A 22,709-nucleotide genomic window follows, 5' to 3' on the forward strand; every position below is an offset into this window, starting at 1 on the left:
GAATAACTTATAGTTACAGGTGATAATACAATGAGTCGTGTAACTGGTCTAAATCCCCCTTCGTTTACGGTTGTCGCAGGAAAGCTTGCAGAAAGGGTCTTTAATGCTATTTTTGTTAGTGGGGAACATTCCATGTCCAAGGGTCTCTACAGTTGCTCGGCCGGTTCCTGTAAATCTTCAGTTGCAGAGAACATAGTTGATGGAAATTAAGGGATACAAAGCCCACCATCGAAATTATGCCCAGGAGTTTTCACATATTGCATTATTTCTTGCTCAATGGCCTGAAATAATGAGAGCACTCCTTGAGCCCACCAGTTTCAGTATCAATGAACTTCTGAGAAGAAGCCCTTCAGAAGATCGCATGATAGAACAAGATCTTGTCCTTTACATCCAGCCTACTCGTGTGGAATGACTAAAGAAAATACTCTCGATGAAGCCGTTGCTCCATAGGTGTACCTTTTTACCGTTTTCAAGATCCGGAATATGCATATGATTATATAAAGGTGGATAGTACTAGTGGATTCTTCAAAAACGAAAATGAGTGAATTAAATGGTAAAAATAAAAGGACACGAGATCGATACCATCATAATAAAGAGTGCTGGCAATCGAAGAGCTATGCAATTTAAGAATAATATTATTACTGTTTTAAGAAAGATCGGCATTAACGAAAATGATATTGATATTCCTCTCGAACGTCTTGCGATGAAAAAAGCTAAAGCTTCTGCAACCTGGTATCTATCAGACCATCGGATGCATTACAGTCATAACCTGCAAAATAAATATGTAGAAAATCTTCATATTCTATCCAGGGTCATTGAGATCGAAGTAAATCGGGTCCTTTCTGAAGAAAAAACACTTTCTGATTTTATATTAGAATTTAAAGAAGATTCCGATGTTTATAATAAGCGGATAGAGGCACGAGAATTTTTTGATTGTGACCATGATGAAACCGATTTTGAGATCATTAATAAAAAATACAAGTTGATGGCAAAAGAATTGCACCCGGATATGCCGACTGGGGACACTGAGAAATTCAAGAAGCTAAATATTGCACACAAGATACTGAAGAGAGAATTGACATAAGATCTCTTCAACTTCAAATTATTCACAAATGTTTCAATTATTATTGTTTAATTATGCGGCTATCTCCAATCTTGCCACTTCAACGGATATAAAGTAGATCAATGCCCTTCTTTCTCAAAAGCTCGGCCTTGATATCTTCCAATAATTATATATTAAATCACACACATTTTTTTTAGCGGGGAAATGCAATTCGGGGTATTGCAGATTTTCTGGATCAATACAGTATTGACGTTAATCTTTATGCTGAAATTCATACTGAGATCTATGCTGAAATATTGACGAATGGACATGATACAGAAATCGCAACCTATCAGAAAGGTAATGACCAGCACATTTGCTATTACCGGCCTATTGCACCCTGCAAGCAAACTGGACAAGCAGCTTCAATAAGGTACTAATTAAGATCTGAATATTTCATAGATAACAATGGGAGTGAAGATAAATGGACAAGATGAAGAAAATGGGTCTGTTAGGAGCAACAGCTTTGATAGGTGCAGGACTGGCAGCACTATCTGAAGAGAAGATCAAGGAATTAGTCAAAGAAAAGATCGAAGAAGGCACAATGAGCAAAGAAGAAGGAAAGATGCTCGTTGAAGACCTTGTGAGTGAAACAAAAAAGCAGAAGATTAATCTGGAAAAGAACATCATTGAAAAGCTACACTGTACGATCAAAATGGCTGATCAGGAACTGGAAAGCCTTTCAGATAAGATCCAGGAAATGAAGATCAAGGAACTTGAATCTGAGCTTGACAAGATGAAAAGCATGAGGAAGGCTAAAAATTAAATTATCCACTGATAGTAGATCGGCATTAAAGCCACTTACTCTTTCTTTTTTTAATTTATCCCTATTTAGCATTGATATTGTTCGTATCATACTACTAATTCGATCTATTTCAGAAAACCGGAGGAATATAATGAAAGTTGTAGCATTCAACGGAAGTCCCAGAAAAGAAGGGAACACATCACACCTTGTCGGACATGTACTGGAAGAACTTGAAAAAGAAGGAATTGAAACTGAAATGGTACAGATTGGTGGTAATGCTGTTCGTGGCTGTACCGCCTGCATGAAATGTTTTGATAAAAAGGACAAGCGTTGTGTCATTGAGAATGACATTGTCAATGAGTGTATTGAAAAGATGATCGAAGCCGATGGTATAATAATTGCAAGCCCCACATATTTTGCAGACCTGAGTGCAGAAACAAAAGCACTGATCGAAAGAGCCGGATTTGTTGGTAAAGCAAACGGAGAGCTTTTCAAACGTAAGGTCGGAGCAGCGGTCGTGGCTGTAAGAAGAGCAGGCGCACTCCATGCTTTTGATTCTATCAACCATTTCTTCACGATATCTGAAATGATAATCCCGGGTTCTAGCTACTGGAATGTAGGAATAGGCCTCACACCGGGAGATGTGGAGTCAGACGAAGAAGGAGTTCAGACCATGGAGACTCTTGGTAAGAACATGTCATGGCTAATGGAAAAGATAAGAGATTGAAAGTCTACAAAACAGATGTTCTTTTTATGGCATCATGGGGAATGTTTTCCCATCGTCTTTTTTAAGTAATATATTGAAATTTATACATACAGTCATCATGTTTATATGTTGTCAAATATATAAAAATGTGTAGCATATATTCTTTTGACAGGGAATAAAGCAGGAGGAAAATATTATGGGATGGTTTGATGTCGTTGCAGGTGTTTGTACAGGCGGATTATATACTCTTGGAAAAGCTGCTTACCAGGCAGGTAATGCTGCAGAGTCTGCCGGAGATGCAGCAGAACAAGCAGGACTGGCAATCGCGGTCATTGGTTCAACAATTGAAGCTGTGGGAGAACAGCTGGAATCAACACTTAAAGAAGCAGAAGAGCTGCTGACAATAAAAAGAATGACCCCAAGGGATGAAGATGATCTCTGGGATGAAGAAAAGGACAGGCTGAGTGCACTTCGACAGGAAGAGACACGTCTTGTGAACAAGCTTACCGAAATGGGAGTCGAAGACACAAACGATTTCAGCTTTGATTTCTGGGACATGATCAGTGATATGCAGAATGTCATTAAGAAGTTCCAGATAATGGCAAGACTTGCAACTGTCAGGAAAGAGATCCATGACATATTCTATCAGGAACCGGGCGTCCTTGCCAACAGTATTTATAATGCCAAAGAAGCACTTGAGCGCTTCAATACCATTGAACAGCCAATGATCGAGGACATACTGGATTCCCTTGATGACAACCTGGAGGTCAGCGAGGAAGTGCTTCAGGAAGTCAAAAAACTTTTTATTACGAAAAAGAAGGTTCCGGTTGCGATCACAGAACTCAGCCCCAGCATACAGGCCCATCTGGAAATGCTCCAGAAGGACAAGCAGTATTATCAAGGCCTGATCACCAGAAAGGACACGGTCACTGCCCAGCTTTCAAATGTCATCGAGCAGTTCCCGGAGAAGAAGTTCGATATAAACATGGGGTCCATTGGTATCGCCGGAGCACACATCCATGCAGGAGATATTGTACATGAAGGGACTCATGTAGGAAACCTCGGAGACATAGTAGCAGAAAAGCCATACAAGGATGATATTGTCAGGGAAGAAGATCGAAACGATATTAGAAGTGCAGGTACGGATATCAGGCACGAAAGAATAAGTGACGAGGAACTCATCGAAGAGGAAGAACCACACCGATCCGACATTGAAAGAGCAGGTACAGCGATCAGGCATGAAAGGATAACTGACAATCATTTCATCAGAAGAGCAGAGAGAACCTCCGGAACAGACATTGACAGGGAAATTTCAAGAGACATGGCCGTAGAAGAACGTGAAATGCGTTCAGCAGCAGCCACTTACACTCCCGAGGCAGCAAAAGCCACAATGGAGAACATGCATAAATTCAACATGGCTGTTGCGAAATCTCCTAAATACTCAATGCTCACCATGCAGCCACACGGTGCTAGGATATCTGCATCCCTTAGCACAAAATTCGATGGATACCAGAGAAATTACGACCTCCTAAAGGCTCAAAAGACCTTCTACTACAGGCAGTCCCTGAAGCTTGAGAGGAAATATGAACTACTGGCAAACAAGTGGGTGGAAGAGCCCGGAATAATCCCGAAGACGCTGGACGAACTTCACGGAGTGCTGGAAAATGTCAGGACAGAAGAGCAACCACGCATAGATCAGCTCCTTGACAACCTGAACGCGAACCTGACAGAGTCCCAAGAGACCCTTTCAAAAGCAAATGACACAATGGATTCCGTCCAGAATGCTCTGTCATTCCTGGATATGGATACCAGAAAGATCAAGCTGGGTGTCATGGTCATTGGCGGACTGGTCGTGCTCAACCTTTTAGTTGGACTGATAGTGCTGATCCGTATGGCACTTGGGTTCTAAGACTTTTTGTGGATTAATGCCGGGTGGTTTTTAGCCATCCGCTTTTCCATAAGGGCACACGAGGTTGCAGATGGTGCATGATACAGAACCAAAATTGGAAATCTGTTGAAAGTGTTTTGCCCACTTATCTTCGAGATCCTTGTCAAATTTATGCGCCACCACGCACCTATCGCGGATCACCTTCTCCCCGGGAGCTACTCCCTGAGAAGGACCTGGAATTATAGCCTGATATGGACAACTTTTGACACATATTGACCTTTCCTGACAGCGTGGTTGCTCTGCACAGAGATCATGAACATATGGCTCGTCCGGCTCGAGTTCTGCATCGGTCAATACTGCTATCCATCGAACTCTTGGACCATACTCAGAAGTTATTACCTGAGTATTGTGTCCGATAAAACCTAATCCTGCAAGGTGTGCTGCTACCTTTATGTGTACATCATGGCTTGGTGTGGCATTATAGCCCATATCTTTAAGCCAGGATACGAGCCTCCAGGCACGAGCTTCGGTTACTTCATAATAAAGGATGTGACATTCAGCATTTTCAGCCGATGATGACCCAGCATTCTATATGGCAGCATTCATCCCGTTATCATTTATAGCCATACCCAGAACAAACAGAGATCTTGCATCCGACATGACCTCAGATGGTCGCATAAGTCCGCGCCCGGATGGAAATTCAACTTTTTCCAGCTTATTGATGTCTGAAACACCAAAGAGCTGGAAACCCTCGGATAAAGCCTTTTTTGAAATCGATCCCTTGAGGTCCATGAGTTTGATAGAAGGGATTCAAAATTATAAATGTGTTCATTATAGAATTTGTTTGGGTTGTTGTAAATTAGATGTCTAATTTAGAGTATTAAATACATTCTAATCAACTGAGATCTTGTCCTTGTTGCCATCCTGTTTCTCATTACATCTCTTGTGATTATCGTTCTCTGAATGAAGTATATAATAATAAGGGAAGAGGGGGAAGAAAAACAGGAGCTTGAAGCTGTTTTATCTGAGTAGATATTAGAAAAAAAGTATATTTACATAGCTAAATTGTTAGCAATGTATATATATAAGCAAATCGTTAGCCCACCAAAGTTCATATTTGCTAAAAATCATAAAATCCGAGTTTATTGAAATGGAATCGAGTAATATATCGCTGGGGAAAAAAGTATTTTTATATGTGACGTTAGGTGCTTTTTTAGTCCTATCTGTATCTGCAATAGTTAGTATTTCTACAGTAACAGATCAACAGGAGGAAATGGCATATCAGCAATCCATAGAAATGACCAAGAACTATGCGAATTATTTCGATGGCAATGCAAGAACAAACCAAGGTATTGTTAAAACGATCTCAACATCAATGAGCAATTACGATTCAGCTGAAAGGGATGAGGTGAACGATATGCTAAAAGGCATACTTCTGGAAAACCCCCAGCTGGTTGGAGTTTATGTTGGCTATGAACCCAATGCCTTTGATGGAAGAGATTCTGAATTTATAGGAACGGAAGGCCATGATGAAACCGGAAGGTTTGTACCATACTGGAACACGATAAACGGCTCGATCGGTGTTGAGCCTCTTGAAGATTATGAGATATTAGAATATTACCAGCTTCCAAAGAAACTCAAACAAACCGTGGCAATAGAACCTTACTTTTATCAGGGAATACTGATGGTGAGCTATGATTCTCCGATTATCAGAAATGGTGAGTTCGTTGGAATTGGCGGGGTTGATGTGTCGCTAGAATATTTTGATGAGATCGTTTCTAATGTTACTGCTTTTGAGACCGGTTATACTTTTGTTACAAGTAACAGCGGTACACTGTTGTCTCATCCGGAGCATAAGGAATGGATCGGGACAAAGACGCTAAATGACTTTGGTATTCCAGAGATATCAGAGATGGCAACCGACATCAAAGAAGGGAAAAGTGGATACATCGAAACAATGGACCCTGACACCGGCAGAGAAATTGTGATGTTCTATGAACCTATTAATGAAGGGACCTATAGTTTTGTACTCTGTGCTCCAAAAGATGAGATGCTTGCAGGAGTAACGATTTTGAGGAATCGCCTCATATTTATGTCGCTATTTTCAATTATTCTAGTGGGCGGGATCGCTTATATGATCTCACGGTCAACAGACCAGACCATAAAAAAGATGCTAAATGATTTTAAATTGATATCCGATAATGCATTAACTGGAAATTTTGATACAAGGGCTGATACCGATGTACAGGTTGATTTTAAGAAGATTCCCCTGGGCCTCAATCAAATGTTGGATAATATGAGCAAGCTTACAAATAGCAATGAAAAAGCAATGCTTGCTTTGCAGAGATCGGAATCTAAATTCAAATCATTTTTTAATAATTCTAATGATCCAATTATAATATACGATTCAGAAGGTACCATATTGGAAGTGAACGAAGTTGCTTGTGAATTCACAGGTTACAGCCGGGATGAAATGCTGAGTATGACATTAAAGGATCTGGATTCATCTGAATATGCATCAAAAGTATCCGATAGTATCAAACAATTGCACGAGGATGGACATGCTATATTTGAAAGCATGGCTATCCGTAAGGACGGTACCCCCATCCCTATAGAAACAAGCAACCGTATTATTGAGTATGCTGGCAAGCCAGCCATAATCTCCACTGCAAGAGATATTAGAGAGCATCAGAATGCAGTGGAAGCAATGCTAAAAGCAAAACTCGCTGCCGAAGATGCAAGCCGGGCCAAGTCGGAGTTCATATCTAATATAAGCCATGAGCTAAGAACTCCTCTTACTTTGATCATCGGATTCTCGGACATACTCTCCAGTGAAAATTACGGCTCTTTGAATGAAGATCAGAAGAAATACATATCTAATGTTCTTAGACATGGAAACCACCTTTTGGAGCTGATCAATGATCTACTGGACCTCTCAAATATCGAAAGCGGAAAGATGGAATTTGATATTAATGAATTCTTTGTATCCGATGCTATTGATGAAGTAGAAGCATTGATGATACCCATTGCATCAAAGAAGGACATTAACCTGACATGTAACATCGACATTGAAATGCCTGCCATAAAAGCAGACATACTAAAATTCAAACAGATCCTTTACAACCTCGTGAGCAATGCCATTAAGTTCACAGATGAAAAAGGATCAGTGACAATTGAAGGAAAAATGTCAGAGGACTTTGTGCATATTTCTGTAAAGGACAGTGGTATCGGTATTTCACCAGAGGATCAGGATAAACTGTTCAACCATTTCTATCAGGTGGATTCTTCAACTACCAGAGACTATGAGGGCACCGGCCTTGGCCTTGCACTTGTCAAGAAGTTTGTTGAAATGCATGATGGTGAGATCTGGGTCGAAAGTGAAGTTGGAAATGGAAGTACCTTCACATTCGCAATTCCTATTGAGAGCAAAGTGCAATAAGATCCTATTCAGAAGTATTAGTGATATTATCACCGGTTATAAAAAAACTCTCATATTGATATCAGTAATATCACTAGATCTTCTATTGCTACCGATAGCCTTTAGCTATGCAAAACCTGTTGATGCCATTGATCTTACCGTGTAAGTTATACATTTACACTAATCCTGTTACTCCATCCTTCCAATATCCCCCGGACATGAGTATTCAAATTAAGCGGATGATCACTTTTGGCATTCTGCTTCATATAATCTAACGTACCCTTAGAGAACCCCATATTCTTCCATTCAGTATAAAGCATGTCAATGACCTTCTTCCTCAACAGATCCACCTTGAGGACGTCCAATAAATATATATTAAATTGAACACATTTTTTTATTGGGGAAATGCAATTTGGGGTATTGCAGATTTTCTGGACCAATACAATATTGATGTTTTACTTATGCTGAAATATTGACGAAGATAAATGATTCAGAAGATCAGTATCTGGCAGAAAGGTTATGCCCATTTCATGTGCTATGCCCAACCTATTGCACCCCTGCAAGCAAACCGGACAAGTAGCTTCAATAAAGCATTGCGTGGAACATAAATATTTCATATGTGATAAAGGGAGGGAAACAAATGAAAAAAATAGATTTCAAAGGGCCAAGAGATATGCACAAATCAAAATGTACTAACTGCGGTCAGGAAACACACGTACCTTTCGTACCGGACCCAGAAAGACCGGTATACTGCAAGGAATGCTTCCAGAAACACAAACCACCTAAAAAAGACTAAGTGGATGTGAATGACAATCTTTTTTAGAAGCTCAAAGTGAAATGTGCGATTAGATAGAACATTTCTAAAAGCAACATAAATCTTCTTTTTTTTGATTTTCTGCATCACAAACATCCATAAAATAAAATCAAAAGTTTTATCAACATTATGCATTATAATGCATAACTATGGGACGCCCGAGAAAAAGAAGAATGGTTAATTTCGACCACAATGTAAGGCATTTCAAACCATCAGGCACTTGCCTGAAAGATCTGGAAGAGGTCAACATAACTATTGATGAACTGGAAACCCTTAGGCTGAGCTATCTTGAAAAGATGAAGCAGGACAGTGCTGCCCAAACTATGGAAATACACCAGTCCACCTTTCAAAGGACGCTCCAGAGAACACTGCAAAAGATCGCAGATGCTCTTGTACATGGAAAATCAATTCGAGTAGAAGGAGGAGACTATACAATGCCAGGAAAGGACGGAACAGGATCGATGGGCCAGGGACCAGTCGGAGGACAGAATCAAGGTCAGGGTCGGGGACAAAGAGGCTTCCGCGGTGGAAAGGGAGCAGGAACTGCCGGACCCGGAGGAGAATGCAAGTGCCCGAGCTGTGGTTATGAACAAACTCACCAGCCAGGGGTTCCCTGTGCACAGATGACCTGTCCGGAATGTGGAAAGCCCATGGTCAGGAAATGATCAGGCAGAGAAACAAACTGAAGGACCTCACAGGAAAACCGGGATGAAATCAACAAATGTGATCAAAATGAAGTCAAGGATCATCTACGGCCCGATCCTTTCAAGGAGGCTTGGAAGGTCGCTTGGGATCGATATTATCAAAAAGGGCGAGTTCAGGAAGAACTGCAATTTTGACTGTGTCTACTGTCAGCTTGGACATGTGGAATGGAAGATATCGACCCTTTCAGACGTTACCGATTCTGTAACAACTGAAGAAGTGATCGATGGCATCACTAACTACCACAAGAAAGTGGATGATCTTGACTACATCACATTTTCAGGAACATGTGAACCTACACTGAACCTGGAACTGGGAAACATGATCGAGCAGATCAGACAGATCAGCGATGTTCCCATTTCTGTGATCACGAACTCTTCCCTCGTTAGCAGGGAGGAGGTCAGAAAAAATCTTTCGAAAGCAGACCTTGTGGTCGCTACCCTGGCCTCAGGAAATGAAGATACATTTCAGGCGATCAACAGGCCAGCGGGAGGGATCGAACTTCAGGACATCATCGAAGGACTCCGGAAACTGCAGAAGATGAAGGGGCCGAAACTCTCCATCGAGGTCATGCTTCTGGACTCAGATAACGACTATCCTGTCAATTCAAGCGACGAGGAGGTCGGTAAGCTCATCGAGGTCCTAAAGTACATCGATCCGGACGAGATCGAAGTGCTGACCACAACCCGACCTCCGGCTGAAGATTTTATCGTACCTGTTCCTGAGATAAGGCTCAAGGAGATCGCAAAAAGGTTTGATGAGGAGCTGGGAAGGGAAAGAGTAAGACTTGTGCTTAAGGGACTCAAGAGAAAGCGGTCGAACATACAGCATGAGAACCTCGTAGATGAGGTCTATGATCTTATACTCCGCAGGCCCTGTACATTTGAGCAGGTGGTGCAGTCGCTGGATATTGATAAGGAGGAACTTGCCCCGATAATTGAAGGACTGGTCGGGGAACAGAAGATCATTGAGATCTTATCTGAGAACGGGACTTACTATCGCCCAACATAACTTACTCAGCTTTTTATAATTTTTCGGAAGATATTGTTTTCCTCCGAGTATTTGCATTCTACACACTCCATGCACTGAACCTTTTAGTCACAATATCCTCTTTTCCTTCTAAAATATGTAAATAAAACAAATCGCTCCATGACTCGGAGGTCGTATACTATTACTCCAACTAATTTGCTCCAATCCATAGGACTAAATATCCCAACACTCCACAAATATAATAGAACGATTTGATCAGGTGAGAAAAATGCTATTAAAATTCAAGGACAAGGAACCAATCGTTGCTGAAACTGCATTCATCGCAAAATCCGCAGACATCATCGGAGACGTGGTTATAGGTGAGAACTCAAGCATCTGGTTCAATGCGGTCCTCCGGGCAGACATGGATAAAATAAAGATAGGAAACCGCACAAGCATCCAGGACAATTCAGTTATCCACACCGACCCCGCAACTCCAACCGAGATAGGGGACGATGTGACCGTGGGTCACGGGGCAGTCCTGCATAGCTGTAAGATCGGAGACAATGTTCTCATAGGCATGAACTCCACAGTGCTTGACGGTGTCGAGATCGGAGAGAATTCCATCGTTGGTGCCAATGCACTTGTTCCACCAGGCAAGAAATTCCCGCCTAACAGCGTTATCACAGGAGTTCCCGGGAAAGTAAGAAGGGAAGCCACACCTGAGGATGCTGTAATGATAAGGGAAAATGCAGCAGAATATGTGAAGCTGGCAGCGGAATATAGGAAGCAGAAGAAGAACTGATCGATCATCACATCTCCATTAATTGATTAAAAGGATTGAGGTTACATGGAAAAACAACAATTGAAAGAAGTCCTTCTGGAAAAATGCAGGGAAATGGAGATCCCGCTGGTCGGGGTGGCCAATGTTGAGCGCTGGGAAAAGCCCCTGTTCCATCCATGGATACCTGAAGAATTCCATCCTCAGTCCATCTACCCTGAAGCAAGATCTGCGATAGTCATAGGACTACCAGTGACACTCCCGGTGCTGGAGACATCTCCATCGATATACTACCGCGAGCTCTACAAGACAGTGAACAGCCTGCTGGACCAGTACACCTACCGACTGTCAAACTTCCTTACTGAGAAAGGCTATTCTTCTATCTTCGTTCCAAGGGATGGATACGGCTCTATCAAGGTACTTCTGGATAATCCCGTTGCTTTCTTTTCACACCGACATGCTGCAGTCCTTGCAGGTCTTGGAAACTTCGGAGTCAACAATACCATCCTGACTCCAGAATACGGCCCCAGGATACGATTCGGTACTATTTTCACCACTGCTGAACTTGAACCGGACAACATCATGGAAAAGCAGCTATGCAACCATTGCATGCGTTGTGTCAGGATGTGTCCGTCAAATGCACTTGCGGAAAAGAACTATCCCGAAGGGATCACTGACAAGAAAGCATGTGCATCCTTTAGCGATGAGCTGAATAAACGAGAGATTTCACCTTGCGGGATATGTATAAAGGTCTGTCCGATCGGAGAGGATCGCAAAACCTACGGAAGGGAAAATGCTTCAATGTATAAAAAGAAGGATGAGTTCAAGAAGTATCACAATGCATGGGAACATGTACGTTCTTATGGTGGAAAATAACCGGCAACATGTGCTCCGGGTGAGAAACAAAACATAAAAAAATAGAAGTTAAAAGTTAAAAATCAAAAGCTAAAAAGGATTAAAGGACGTCCTTTAAAGCATTTGCAGCGGTATAGACACTTCCCACACCGCAGATGTAATGGGTGATCTTTACTGCCTGCATAACCTCTTCTTTTGTAGCTCCTGCTTCCATTGCCTGTACTGCAAGGGATGTTACGCCGTTCACAGCGCCTTTTGATGCATCAAGTGCCATTGCCATAAGGAGCTTGTATTTTAATGGGATGCCATCTTCTTCAAAAGAAGTTATACGTGTATCCTCAAGAAGCTGGAAAAAGTCTGCATCGGAATCTATTATGACCTGAAGTGGATTTTCTGACATTTTATGATCACCTTCATTTTAAGACTGACAGGAATATATATGAATTTGTTCATAATCAAAATGGATGAAAAAGTTTCCCTTTACTGAAAAGACGGAGAACATCCACCGGAATAACGGAGAAAGCGGTTCCTTCTGGGAGGATAGGAAAGACCGTCACCATTGCGGTATCGACATTTATGCACCTGAAGGTGAACCTGTTATTGCTATTGAGAGTGGGGAAGTAATTGACGTCGGTATAATGACATCACCCGAAAGGATATCTTACTGGAATGAAACACATTACATCATCATCAGAAACCATTCCGGACTTTTCTGCAAATATGGAGAACTTGGTTCTTCGAACGTAAAGGTAGGAGATACTGTTGAAGCCGGGCAGCTGATCGGATATGTCGGTACTGTGCTGAACAGTGACAAAATTGACGGGAATGCTCCCGAATACATTCAGAAGCTAAAAGATAAAAATCCCAGCATGCTCCACTTTGAGCTGTGGGAAAATGATCCTGTCGTTGAAGACAAGGATTATCTAGGAGGTAACTGGTTCGGAGACGAACGGCCAAAAAAGCTTCTCGACCCTACTGAATACCTTAGGTCTATTGAAAGCCATTAAAATATAAAATAAGGTGAAATCTCAATAAATGATCACAGAACCCTGACCGTAAGGTCAAGGGTCTGCTCATATCCTGTAAGGTTCACTTCTGGTTGCATGTATATGGCAGAAATATTCTGATCACCAGCTGCAATGGCCTCTATTTCCCATTCATGCTGTCCATAAAGGGAACCTTCAGATTGCGGGATGAACTCATCCCCTCTTACCTGGAGACCGTCCGTCAAGGTCATGTTCCAAGCATATGTGTCTGCTGTTGATTCGAACAGCCTGATAAGCATCCATTCGCCTTCTTTTATCTCGATCGCATCTCCGAAATAGTAGCCATCCACGATGAAGGACGGATAAAGTTCATTATCCCCTTGCACGATCAGGGTCATCTCGAAATTATCCGGAACATCAGACTCACCACTCCAGGAATTGTATTCGGCCATGATGGATTTCTCACCAATGGACAATGTCTCAAGGGTCCATCCATATGTAGAATCATCATCTACAGGACTGTATGTTGATGAGTATCCATATCCTTCTTCCATTATGGAGAGGTCATCACGATCTGAAAGAGACCAGTAGCCTTCCGATGGTGCATCAACATCAATGCGTACTATACTTCCAGCTTTGACAGATACTGTAGTGCCATTGTCCTCTTCTGTGAAAACATAGTCCGCCGGTATTTTCTCGACCTCAGGGAAAATGAATTGGCCATCCTCTGCCGGAGCCATTCCCACAGAAAGTGCAGCTATCACCACTCCAACGAGCATTATTGGTAGAAGATAGCGTTTTACAGACCTCTTAGTAGAACTGCTGGCATTGTCATAGTAGCGTCCTTTTATTACCATCAGCAGGACAGCAAAAAGACATCCCAGGAAAAACCAGAGACCGATATTATCAGAGAAGTTCGAGAAGAACGCATGAACGCTGTCCATGAGCTGGGGAGCAGCTTCTTCAGGAACTGCTTTTGCAACTTCTCCTACAGCCTCATCAGCAGCAAGCTGAGGGGCCATGTCCATAGGTGCTTCACGCAGGACTTCCTCTTCCATATCATAAGCCATCATGGCAGGTGCTGAAAGCATCTCCCCATTCTCGATAGCAACAGGCCTTGACAGGTACTGAAGCCCTGCAGCACCAAGGAATGCAGCACCGATAACACCGATATACTGCTGTAGCATGCTGATTATGGAAGCTCTGTTGACGTTCATGTTCCCGGGAGCCACTACGATCAGTTTCTGCACAGGCTCGTAGATCTTGACCTCACGACCTTTCTCACTCCATTTGATCCTGTGAACTTTGATAAGATCAGCTTCCAGCAAGCTGTCAATGTTGTACTTGATAGTGGTAATTGAAAGACCGAGCTTTTTAGAGATATCCGTTGCAGACATCGGCTCTTCGGAAAGAAGGTCCAGAATCTTCAGGGACTTCTCATTGGAAAGCGTCTGTGTTATCTTCTTTGAATCCTCGTTGAGCGGAAGTACAACTACATTGTCCGAACTTTCCTGATTTGGATCTTCATTTTCAGCCATGTTCTTATTTTCAACGTCTTTAGTGACCATGTTCGCACCAGAGATTGAACTCATACAACCATGCTTTTGTCTTCAGAAGAGAATGCTACAAATCTATTAGCAGGTCCGTAGATATCTTCTTTCCCCTCCTGACCGGAGGATGTGTTCTTTACCTCTACAAGATCGGACTCCATCAGGGCCATGACCTTAGCTTCAACATCCACAAAGGGAAGACCGGTCTTCCGGGAAATTTCCCTGACAGAAAGCAAATCTTCAGAAAGCACTTCCAATATCCTGAAAGAGCCTTCTCTTGAAAGCACTTCAGTTACGGTTCTTGACCCTTCAGAAATAGGAAGGATCAGGAATTTATCAACGTTTACAGGATTTGATACACAGTCCATAACGATAGTCCCCTTTTTTCTTTAGACGTTATTATCAGATCATTTCCACATGAACATCCAGATCATGTACTCCGGGATCTGTAGGTACAGGGTTGTGCCAGGTGCTATAATAGTCACCATTTGAAAGTCTTTCATCTCCATCCACATCCACATGTACTGAAAGTGAATAGGTCATTCTTTCCTCAAGATCAGGATGATTTATCATGTATGGCACTGGCTCAATGTTACCAGCATCCATGGAAACATCATCAATGGTATCTTCTGAAATAACAACTGATGCAACATCCTGAAGACTTACATCCTCGACCTTCAGGTAGATAGTCGCATTAGAGAATGACTCAACAGGTTCGTCAAATATGATCATTCCCTGAACACCATTTTCTTCTGAAACCTGATCATCAGTATCTTCACCTGCTTCATGATCTGCTCCTTCATCAGTTTCACTAACGTCATCTGCTGGCCCATCTGAACCGGTTTCCGTGCAGCCCATTGAAAATGCAGCGGCCATTACCAACAAAAGCGTCAGCCCTAATACGAATTTTTTTTTCATGTTGATCATTCCTCACTAGTAACTAAATGAACAAATGATCCGTAGATATAAATCATTTATTTAAGCTACAAAATAATTCGTAGTCTTCTAAGCCAGATAAATTAGTAGAAAAAGGAAGCCAATGGAAGAAGAAAAAAGAAAGGAAAATGCAAACCAGATCAGGCACGTGTTGACTTGAAAACATCTTCTTTAAGGATACCATAATCATCGAAACTTGAACGCATGGTCATAAATATACCAATGGCAACCGTCATCACGGTAGAAACATAGATCCCAATCATTATGGCCATCTGATATTTGATAGCGAGGATCGGACTGGAACCTGCTATTATCTGACCGGTCATCATCCCCGGCAGTGAGACGATACCAATTGTGGACATGCTTGCGATCGAGGGCTTCAATGCAAGGTTAAGACTTTTTCTGGCATAGGGAAGAATAGCTTCATGTTTTTTCGCACCCAGAGACAGACTGTACAGATAACGATTCTCATTCCTCCGTATCGCATCATAGAAGTTGCTGATGCTTACGATATTTCCTCTCAGGGAATTTCCAAGGAACATGCCGAATATTGGTATCAGGTACCGGGCATCAAAGAGATTCTCAAGATCTACAACAAACGCATTGAAGTAAACGATTATCAGGAAGTTTCCTACTACAAATGAAGCAAGTGTCGGCAGTAGCAATTTCTTCAGGTCAAGATCAACATCATTTATGGTGGAATGGGTTGCTGCAAGGACCATTAACATTAGCCACAAAAAATTCACGACTGAATTGTTCAGGTCAAAAAGTACTGTAAGGAAAAAACCCACAAAAGCAAGTTGTAAGACCATTCTTGAAGCCGAAACAACTGTGTCAGGGATTATCCCGAGCTTAAGATAATGACTTACAAACAGAGGAATTGCAAGTAAAAGGAAACATGCTATGAGGGATAGATAGCTAATATCAACAGCTTCCATTCAAACACCCACCGGTACTATTCTTACATTTTCTTTTTCCCAGACATCATCATGGGAAATCACTACAAGTGTCCATTCTTTGCGTTCCAGGAAATAATTAGCGACCTTTTCCTTCAGTGCAGCATCAAGAGAAGAGGTGATCTCATCGAGCAGGTAGACATCCTTTCCAATCAGCACTGACATGATTATGCCTATTCTCTGCTTCTCGCCCCCGGATAGATCCTCGAAATCCATTTCAAGAACGTCTTTCTCAAATCCCAGATAAACAAGAAGCCTTCTGAGCTTGGTCCTGTCCAGTTTTCCTTCATTAAAAGAGTAGGAAAACACTTCCTCGATAAATTCGTTCACCGAACCTTCGTAGATATCAAGGTCCTGTGAAACATAAGCGATCCTTTTCCTTGCATCCCATACAGTATTGCTATCAAGCAGCCGGTTGTTAAAATAGAGGCTTCCGCTTGTAGGATGGGCAAAGCCCATTGGCATCTTTAAAAGTGTAGACTTACCTGAACCGGACCTGCCTTTCAGCAGAATACGATCCCCTTTCTTAATATCAAGGTTGAAGTGAGATAATACTTCCTTCTCACCATAACGGATAGAGATATCCTTATACTTCAAAAGTTCCGGACTCATTAGCTTTTGTTCACCTTATCATTTGGAGATTTATATTAGAATCCATAGTACTCAACAGAGTAACATATGACTCGCTGTTGGCAAAGGACTTAAAAGTTAGTGCACATGAATCTTATATGAAAGTATTTATCCAAAAATTGCTCTTTTTACACATCCATTAATACATATTTCGCATTTCATGTTATTTTAGTTAAATCAGGATTATAGTAACAACATTAGCTCATCAGCTTGTTATTTGACAGAAATGAAGAACAATGACCTTATCCAAATCCTGCTGAAAGATAAATTTATCAGTATTTTTGAAATGAATTTACCCTGACGTTACTTATATATCCCATCTTCCCAATACTTTTTACTATGACAGCGTGGAAGAAAGCTTCAGAGGAACTTGGGGAATTGATGGGAGAAGCCGTTTCTGAATATGATGTTGAATTCCGGAAGATGTTCGGCAGCCCTGTCTACTTCGTGAACGGAAACATGTTCATCGGAGTTCATGGTGACGGGATCATGCTGCGCCTGCAGGAGGAAGACCAGCAGAAGCTCTACGAAGAATACGACGAAGCAGCACCTTTTACACCAAACGGCAGGCGCATGAGAGAATATGCCCTTATCCCACCGGCAGTATACGATGATGAGATTGAGTTCCGGAAATGGCTGGACATATCATATAGCTATGTAAGCTCCCTTCCGAAGAAAGAGAAAAAGGAAAAGAAGAAAAAAACAGCTGCCGGGAAAGCAAAAAAGAGTGAGAAATGATGCTATGATCACATCTTTTCTTTTTTAGGTGATGTGAGATGTTTCAATCTCTGAGAAGTAGTAAGAAATTATCTATACTTGTTTTGATGTCCCTGTTAGCTATTTCCATCTATGTAGTATCCACATATCTGATAATTGGCCCGGGATTACCTCCTGCTGAGATCATGAAAGAATGGTATCTACCTGATAGAGCAAGTGATAAGGAAGCAGATCTTTCTTTATTCCCAACTATTTCTGAATACTCAGCGGCCGGAAGCTACTCAAATTCCACGATCATGTGTGTGTGGTATTTTGAAAAGAAATCTTCTTTTCTGGAAGGGGAGCTAAAATTGTCAGAATACTTAAAGAAATCTGGACAGTTCAAGATTGTCGAAATTAATATCACAAACGAGCTGGACGCAGTCATCAATGATCGCGGTAAAAATTGGCAACCTACCAACGGACCAAGGGTATTTAATGCGACCAGATACCAAGGAACAGAAACATCAGGTTACTTCATCGTCTATAGAACCCCGTTCCTTGAAACGAGCGAGGATTATTTCATAACATATTACGGTACAAAAGACACGACCAATTTCACTGGTAAGCAAAATGATATTTTGTATCTGATAGCACGATCATATTATCTCGGAGAAGGAAATGTAACATCTCTGGATATCGAAAATAGTCAGGACAGGAAGAACTCCCTCCTGTCCTCTTTAAAAGGCTTTATTGGCTGGTACTATTGTCCTATTGCAGTCTAACCTTGTTTTGTATCACATATCTTCCTTGATGTACTTGATCATCCTCGGCGTCAGCAGTGGAATGATCTGCGGAAGCATGTTAGGCATCAGGTTCTCCATTGACTGTGGCATGAGATCAGGCATCTGTTCCTTCATGTCATCGGACATCTGCACACGTTTCTCCACAGCCTTGAGCATGTCAGGCATGACCTTTGGCATTATGCCTGGCAGGAGCATTGGCATCATGACCGGCATCATTGGCTTCATCATGAGGTCCATACCAGGTACGTACTTGACCATCTTCATCATACCACGCAGTGGAGCAGGCATTGCAGCCATCATCTGTGGGAGGAGTTCCACCATCAGGTCGGTCATGTTCTCAGGTTTGAGGAGCGCGATCATCTGATCGAATGTAACCCATGCTGTGAGTGCAGTGTTCGTTGTATCAGGAATATCATATCCCATACTGCGAGCAACTGTTGCTGAAAGGTCCTGTACATCCACCGGACTGCCGCTCTTCTCTGCAGCGATCCTCAACTGTACCTGACAACATGGACAGGCAGCGACCATTATGTCAGCACCGATATCCTCAGCTTCCTTCAACCTCATGTTACCGACGACGTTAGCGATAGCCGGGTCAGCGACCAGTGTAAGGACTGAACCACAGCAGTGACCTTCTGCTCTGTTGTGCTCCATTTCACGCAGCTCAACGCCCGGAACTGACTTGATAAGGTCCCTTGGTGGCTCATAGATACCACCGGCACGGCCCATGTGACATGCATCGTGTACTGTGACAACCTTGTCAAGAGGTGTGACGAACTTCTCGGAAAGTACATCGAGCTTGTCCTGAAGCACCTGTGAGTAGTGCTTTGCCTCGAAATCGTATTCAATACCGAGTTTCTCCGCCCACTGGCGATAGAAGGTGTCCCATACCAACCAGCATGCAGGACAGGATGTGATAACGGTCTTTACACCCTTCTTCCTCATGTTCTCGATGTTCATCCTCATGATCTTCTCGAAAACATCCCACTTACCGGCAGCAAGCATCGGGATACCACAGCAGGATTCTTCCTTGCCAAGGTAGGTGATCTCCATTCCGGCATCTGTCAGCAGACGGACCGAGGCTTCAGCGATGTCCTTCTCGACAAATGATGCAGTACAGCCTGCAAAGTAAGCATACTCAGCCTTGTCCTTGATCTTGGGCTTGAGATCCTCAGGGATCCATTCTTCCCTGTTCTTGAGGTATTCTCCCCAGATGTTCCTTTCCTTGAGCAGGCTGGAAGCCATGATCTCGAACGGCGGGATTGTCATCATACCACGCTCAACCACCAGTTCATTCCTCATGGTCATCCAGGAATCGTTGATCGGAAGGTCAAGCTGGCATCTGTGGTCACAGAGCTCGCAGGTCGTACAGGCAAGGAAAGTATCCACTTGCTCCTGTGTCATCTTGTCCCTGCCGGCAAGGTATTCCTTAATAAAGAACCACTTACCTCTCGGGGACTGGGATTCCCATCCACGACCGTAGTACTGGTCACACTCTTCCACACAGTAACCACACTGTGCACAGGTGTATGCATGGGATACGATGTCTGCCGGGATGTCCTTCTGCTTTTTGAAGGTCTCTTCACCGACACCACTTCTGTTTCCGACGAATCTCATGATCGGCTCAAATGCCTTGGACATTGAGATACCTGCTTTTAGGATACCTTTACCTGAGATGGTCTCAGGGTTCATGATGTCATCCGGATCGACCTGTTGCTTCAGTGCAACCATCTTCTTCAGTCGGTCGCCATAGACCTTCTCTGCCTCCTTGGCAAAGTAGAGACCTGAAGCATAGATCCTGCCGCCATTCTCCTCGGCGATCTTGATGATGCTGATACCGAGTGTGAATGCAAGGTTGAACTTGAATGATCTCTCGGAGTGAGGAATAAAACAAAGAAGTATCACATTGCCATTCTTCTCCACCATACCTTCTATTAGTACAGGAAGATCGATCTTGGCTTTGATCTCATTGAAGACCTTGCCAACCTTGTCCACAGGGACGATGATCTCCGCAGGGATGAACGAAGGACCAAGCCTCTTGACCTTCATGGAGCGGAACCACTCACCAGCTTCATGTTTGGATATATCTTCAGAAAGAACCTTGCCACCATTGCTGGTTATGATATTTTCAAGAGCACTAACATCCCTTGATTCAGGATAAATAAAGTTACAAATATATGACTTCGGCAATTCCGGCCTGTCCTCGACAACCGTTTCGCCATGATGGGTTGAAAATGGCATTTCATTCTTCATGCCTGCCCAATCGGGATTTATAAATGATATTGACCAGAGTGGCACTTTTTCTGCAGCTACTGCCTGAAGGGCCTTCTGCATGGATTCTGAATCAGCAAATTCTGCTGAAATGGATGCTGTGTTTTCCAGGTTGCGGATCTTCAGGGTGATCTGTGTAATGATACCGACAGTACCCATACTTCCGATAAGGCTGTCCATTTCATCGCCTGTGAAATCCCTGACCTCACCGTTTGGCAATACTGCTCTTGCAGAGACCATGGTGTCCTGGGACCAGCCATATTCATAGCTGCCGTAACCAATACCGTTCTGTGCAAGCCAGCCACCTACTGTTGCTGCGGGGGCACTTGAAGGCATGGCACAAACAGAAAGGTCCTTTTCATTGAGCTTTTTCTCAAGGCGCTCCCATACAATACCTGCTCCGACAGTAACGGTCATGTTATCTGCATCGATGGAGATTATCTCGTTCAACAGGTTGACATCTGCAATGATACCGCCCTTTGTAGGAATTACACCACCGTAACCGGATGATGCTCCAGCGCGAGGAACAACAGGAATGGAATGTTTACGGGCAAAGCCCATTAGCTTGACAATGTCTTCCTCTGTGCGAAGTTTTACTATCGCTGCAGGGTCGGTGTTTCCTAACATCATCTTTGCCATTGACGGAAGTGCACCGACATCATGACAGTAGAAGTGTCTTTCTCGTTTGCTGAAATTCACGCGGTCGCCAAATATGCCACCGAGTTCTTCCTCCTGAGAGGAGGTGAGGTTTGCTGTGTTTTTTGCCATACGTTCTTCCCCCTTATATTGTGGGTCGTTTTTCAATATAAACTTATTACATTAATTGTGAGATTTATCCAATTTAAAAAAAGAAAAAATTGGAAAACATGTTCTTCATTTTAGAATGAAAGTGAATCCTTTGGACATTTGTCAACACATCTTCCGCATTTGATACAATCCGGGTTGTTGCCGATATCACGAACCTTGAGTTCCATCGGGCAGACCTTCTCACAGAGCTTGCAGTCAACACATGTATCGTGATCCATCTTGAGCTGGTACTTGTTGCCGCCGATGATCCTCTGCATTGTTCCCATTGGACAGAAGTTACACCAGGACCTTGTGTTGAAATGGCCACCAAGGATTGTGCCGATGATTGTCGTCATAAGACATACCGAGACAAAGATGGTACCGATAAGATCAAAGGTATTCTGTGCAGCAAATGTGACCGAGATACGGTACATCATCAAAGTGATCATTGCTGTGAATACAGGGATTCTGAGCCACATGCTTGACAGGATCTTCGGGATCTTCCTTTTCTTCGATATCTTGATTATGCCATAATCGAAGTAGCTTCCACGTGGACAGAGATTACCACAGAACCAACGCCCTCTGAAGAGGCTGGTGATGAACAGTGTACCCATGACAACGACCATGAAGTAACCAAGGATCGGATACCAGAGACCTCCAAGGGAGACAATGATGACCAGTGAACCAAGATAAGGCCTGATCTTATCGAGATATGTTTTTGTGTTAAACATTTACCAGTCCTCCAGTTCCTGTTCGACCTTCGCTACCCATTTGCTGACAATGCCCATGATCAGCTCTTTTATCTCTGCTTTGTTGTTTATCCTGTAAATGAATGAATATCCGCCTCCATCAAGGTTGTTTTGTGATTTTGTGAGTATGCCTTTTTCATGCAGCTTCTTGACAGACCTCTGGACGGTTGAAAGGTCGAGTTCTGTCAGGGTTGCAATCTGTTCCGTTTTGCTCCAAATATCAGGCTCTTCAAAGAAGTACTCCAGCACTTTCATGTCAGCCCGTGTCAGGTTCAGAGCACATTTTATCACATCTTTAATTTTGAATTCTTTACATGCGAAATCGATCATTGAATCACCTTCATTATTTGTCAGTACTGCTAC

Annotated in this window: 26 protein-coding genes; 15 read left to right on the top strand and 11 right to left on the bottom strand. The window is 42.8% G+C overall.

Annotated features, from left to right (window positions below; genetic code table 11):
• Positions 1 to 30: 30 nt before the first annotated feature.
• From J7W08_RS06510 to J7W08_RS06535, 6 genes are all read left to right on the top strand, one after another.
• Positions 31 to 210: a hypothetical protein gene (locus tag J7W08_RS06510; RefSeq protein ID WP_233083738.1), complete on the top strand. Its 180-nt coding sequence runs from the start codon at positions 31 to 33 to the stop codon at positions 208 to 210.
• Complete coding sequence (locus J7W08_RS06515; protein WP_233083739.1) at positions 200 to 412, top strand: hypothetical protein; 213 nt, start codon at positions 200 to 202, stop codon at positions 410 to 412. Before J7W08_RS06510 ends, J7W08_RS06515 begins: the two co-directional genes overlap by 11 nt.
• Before the next feature lie 138 nt (positions 413 to 550).
• Positions 551 to 1,084 (top strand): J domain-containing protein, encoded by a 534-nt coding sequence (locus J7W08_RS06520; protein ID WP_233083740.1) that lies wholly within the window; start codon positions 551 to 553, stop codon positions 1,082 to 1,084.
• Positions 1,085 to 1,526: 442 nt separating this feature from the next.
• Complete coding sequence (locus J7W08_RS06525; protein WP_233083741.1) at positions 1,527 to 1,868, top strand: hypothetical protein; 342 nt, start codon at positions 1,527 to 1,529, stop codon at positions 1,866 to 1,868.
• Between the two features lie 130 nt (positions 1,869 to 1,998).
• On the top strand, positions 1,999 to 2,574 hold the full coding sequence (locus J7W08_RS06530; protein WP_233083742.1) for a flavodoxin family protein: 576 nt from the start codon (positions 1,999 to 2,001) through the stop codon (positions 2,572 to 2,574).
• Between the two features lie 175 nt (positions 2,575 to 2,749).
• Positions 2,750 to 4,462 carry a hypothetical protein gene (locus tag J7W08_RS06535; RefSeq protein WP_233083743.1) on the top strand — a complete coding sequence of 571 codons (1,713 nt, stop codon included), beginning with the start codon at positions 2,750 to 2,752 and terminating at the stop codon, positions 4,460 to 4,462.
• A 30-nt stretch (positions 4,463 to 4,492) separates the two neighbouring features.
• On the opposite strand, the gene J7W08_RS06540 is transcribed toward J7W08_RS06535, so the two are convergent.
• Complete coding sequence (locus J7W08_RS06540) at positions 4,493 to 4,930, bottom strand: 4Fe-4S double cluster binding domain-containing protein (RefSeq protein ID WP_233083744.1); 438 nt, start codon at positions 4,928 to 4,930, stop codon at positions 4,493 to 4,495.
• 99 nt (positions 4,931 to 5,029) lie between these two features.
• Positions 5,030 to 5,233 (bottom strand): hypothetical protein, encoded by a 204-nt coding sequence (locus J7W08_RS06545; protein ID WP_233083745.1) that lies wholly within the window; start codon positions 5,231 to 5,233, stop codon positions 5,030 to 5,032.
• Between the two features lie 481 nt (positions 5,234 to 5,714).
• Between J7W08_RS06545 and J7W08_RS06550 the strand changes: the two genes are divergently transcribed.
• The 6 genes from J7W08_RS06550 (at position 5,715) to J7W08_RS06575 (ending at position 12,001) form a co-directional block, all read left to right on the top strand.
• Positions 5,715 to 7,880, top strand: a complete 2,166-nt coding sequence (locus tag J7W08_RS06550) for an ATP-binding protein (RefSeq protein ID WP_233083746.1) — start codon at positions 5,715 to 5,717, stop codon at positions 7,878 to 7,880.
• Between the two features lie 619 nt (positions 7,881 to 8,499).
• Complete coding sequence (locus tag J7W08_RS06555; protein WP_233083747.1) at positions 8,500 to 8,655, top strand: CxxC-x17-CxxC domain-containing protein; 156 nt, start codon at positions 8,500 to 8,502, stop codon at positions 8,653 to 8,655.
• A gap of 167 nt (positions 8,656 to 8,822) precedes the next feature.
• On the top strand, positions 8,823 to 9,338 hold the full coding sequence (locus J7W08_RS06560; RefSeq protein ID WP_233083748.1) for a DUF134 domain-containing protein: 516 nt from the start codon (positions 8,823 to 8,825) through the stop codon (positions 9,336 to 9,338).
• Positions 9,339 to 9,381: 43 nt separating this feature from the next.
• A complete protein-coding gene (locus J7W08_RS06565) occupies positions 9,382 to 10,386 on the top strand; it encodes a radical SAM protein (RefSeq protein WP_445668778.1) in 1,005 nt (334 codons plus the stop codon).
• Positions 10,387 to 10,633: 247 nt separating this feature from the next.
• A complete protein-coding gene (locus tag J7W08_RS06570; RefSeq protein ID WP_233083749.1) occupies positions 10,634 to 11,149 on the top strand; it encodes a gamma carbonic anhydrase family protein in 516 nt (171 codons plus the stop codon).
• A 45-nt stretch (positions 11,150 to 11,194) separates the two neighbouring features.
• The gene (locus tag J7W08_RS06575; protein WP_233083750.1) at positions 11,195 to 12,001 is read left to right on the top strand and encodes a 4Fe-4S binding protein; all 807 of its coding nucleotides are present in this window, start codon (positions 11,195 to 11,197) and stop codon (positions 11,999 to 12,001) included.
• Between the two features lie 79 nt (positions 12,002 to 12,080).
• Here J7W08_RS06575 and J7W08_RS06580 read toward each other — a convergent pair whose 3' ends face one another.
• Positions 12,081 to 12,380 carry a carboxymuconolactone decarboxylase family protein gene (locus J7W08_RS06580; RefSeq protein ID WP_233083751.1) on the bottom strand — a complete coding sequence of 100 codons (300 nt, stop codon included), beginning with the start codon at positions 12,378 to 12,380 and terminating at the stop codon, positions 12,081 to 12,083.
• A 64-nt stretch (positions 12,381 to 12,444) separates the two neighbouring features.
• Here J7W08_RS06580 and J7W08_RS06585 point away from each other — a divergent pair, with 64 nt between their 5' ends.
• On the top strand, positions 12,445 to 12,987 hold the full coding sequence (locus J7W08_RS06585) for a M23 family metallopeptidase (protein ID WP_233083752.1): 543 nt from the start codon (positions 12,445 to 12,447) through the stop codon (positions 12,985 to 12,987).
• A 32-nt stretch (positions 12,988 to 13,019) separates the two neighbouring features.
• Here J7W08_RS06585 and J7W08_RS06590 read toward each other — a convergent pair whose 3' ends face one another.
• The 5 genes from J7W08_RS06590 to J7W08_RS06610 all read right to left on the bottom strand — a co-directional run bounded on the left by J7W08_RS06590 (position 13,020) and on the right by J7W08_RS06610 (position 17,020).
• Positions 13,020 to 14,558, bottom strand: a complete 1,539-nt coding sequence (locus tag J7W08_RS06590) for a protease inhibitor I42 family protein (RefSeq protein WP_233083753.1) — start codon at positions 14,556 to 14,558, stop codon at positions 13,020 to 13,022.
• Positions 14,555 to 14,884 carry a hypothetical protein gene (locus J7W08_RS06595; RefSeq protein WP_233083754.1) on the bottom strand — a complete coding sequence of 110 codons (330 nt, stop codon included), beginning with the start codon at positions 14,882 to 14,884 and terminating at the stop codon, positions 14,555 to 14,557. Before J7W08_RS06595 ends, J7W08_RS06590 begins: the two co-directional genes overlap by 4 nt.
• A 34-nt stretch (positions 14,885 to 14,918) precedes the next feature.
• Positions 14,919 to 15,434: a YbaY family lipoprotein gene (locus J7W08_RS06600; protein ID WP_233083755.1), complete on the bottom strand. Its 516-nt coding sequence runs from the start codon at positions 15,432 to 15,434 to the stop codon at positions 14,919 to 14,921.
• A 158-nt stretch (positions 15,435 to 15,592) separates the two neighbouring features.
• Entirely contained in the window at positions 15,593 to 16,390 is a 798-nt protein-coding gene (locus J7W08_RS06605; protein WP_233083756.1) for an ABC transporter permease, read from the bottom strand.
• Complete coding sequence (locus J7W08_RS06610; RefSeq protein WP_233083757.1) at positions 16,391 to 17,020, bottom strand: ABC transporter ATP-binding protein; 630 nt, start codon at positions 17,018 to 17,020, stop codon at positions 16,391 to 16,393.
• A 357-nt stretch (positions 17,021 to 17,377) separates the two neighbouring features.
• Between J7W08_RS06610 and J7W08_RS06615 the strand changes: the two genes are divergently transcribed.
• The gene (locus J7W08_RS06615; RefSeq protein WP_233083758.1) at positions 17,378 to 17,776 is read left to right on the top strand and encodes a TfoX/Sxy family protein; all 399 of its coding nucleotides are present in this window, start codon (positions 17,378 to 17,380) and stop codon (positions 17,774 to 17,776) included.
• A gap of 86 nt (positions 17,777 to 17,862) precedes the next feature.
• Positions 17,863 to 18,519: a hypothetical protein gene (locus J7W08_RS06620; protein ID WP_233083759.1), complete on the top strand. Its 657-nt coding sequence runs from the start codon at positions 17,863 to 17,865 to the stop codon at positions 18,517 to 18,519.
• Between the two features lie 12 nt (positions 18,520 to 18,531).
• Here J7W08_RS06620 and J7W08_RS06625 read toward each other — a convergent pair whose 3' ends face one another.
• The 3 genes from J7W08_RS06625 to J7W08_RS06635 form a co-directional block, all read right to left on the bottom strand.
• The gene (locus J7W08_RS06625) at positions 18,532 to 21,579 is read right to left on the bottom strand and encodes an FAD-binding and (Fe-S)-binding domain-containing protein (protein ID WP_233083760.1); all 3,048 of its coding nucleotides are present in this window, start codon (positions 21,577 to 21,579) and stop codon (positions 18,532 to 18,534) included.
• 110 nt (positions 21,580 to 21,689) lie between these two features.
• Positions 21,690 to 22,328 carry a 4Fe-4S binding protein gene (locus tag J7W08_RS06630; RefSeq protein ID WP_233083761.1) on the bottom strand — a complete coding sequence of 213 codons (639 nt, stop codon included), beginning with the start codon at positions 22,326 to 22,328 and terminating at the stop codon, positions 21,690 to 21,692.
• The gene (locus tag J7W08_RS06635; RefSeq protein WP_048194994.1) at positions 22,329 to 22,676 is read right to left on the bottom strand and encodes a TrmB family transcriptional regulator; all 348 of its coding nucleotides are present in this window, start codon (positions 22,674 to 22,676) and stop codon (positions 22,329 to 22,331) included.
• Positions 22,677 to 22,709 lie beyond the last annotated feature (33 nt).

The sequence above is a fragment of the Methanococcoides orientis genome (assembly GCF_021184045.1).
Lineage (GTDB): Archaea > Halobacteriota > Methanosarcinia > Methanosarcinales > Methanosarcinaceae > Methanococcoides > Methanococcoides orientis.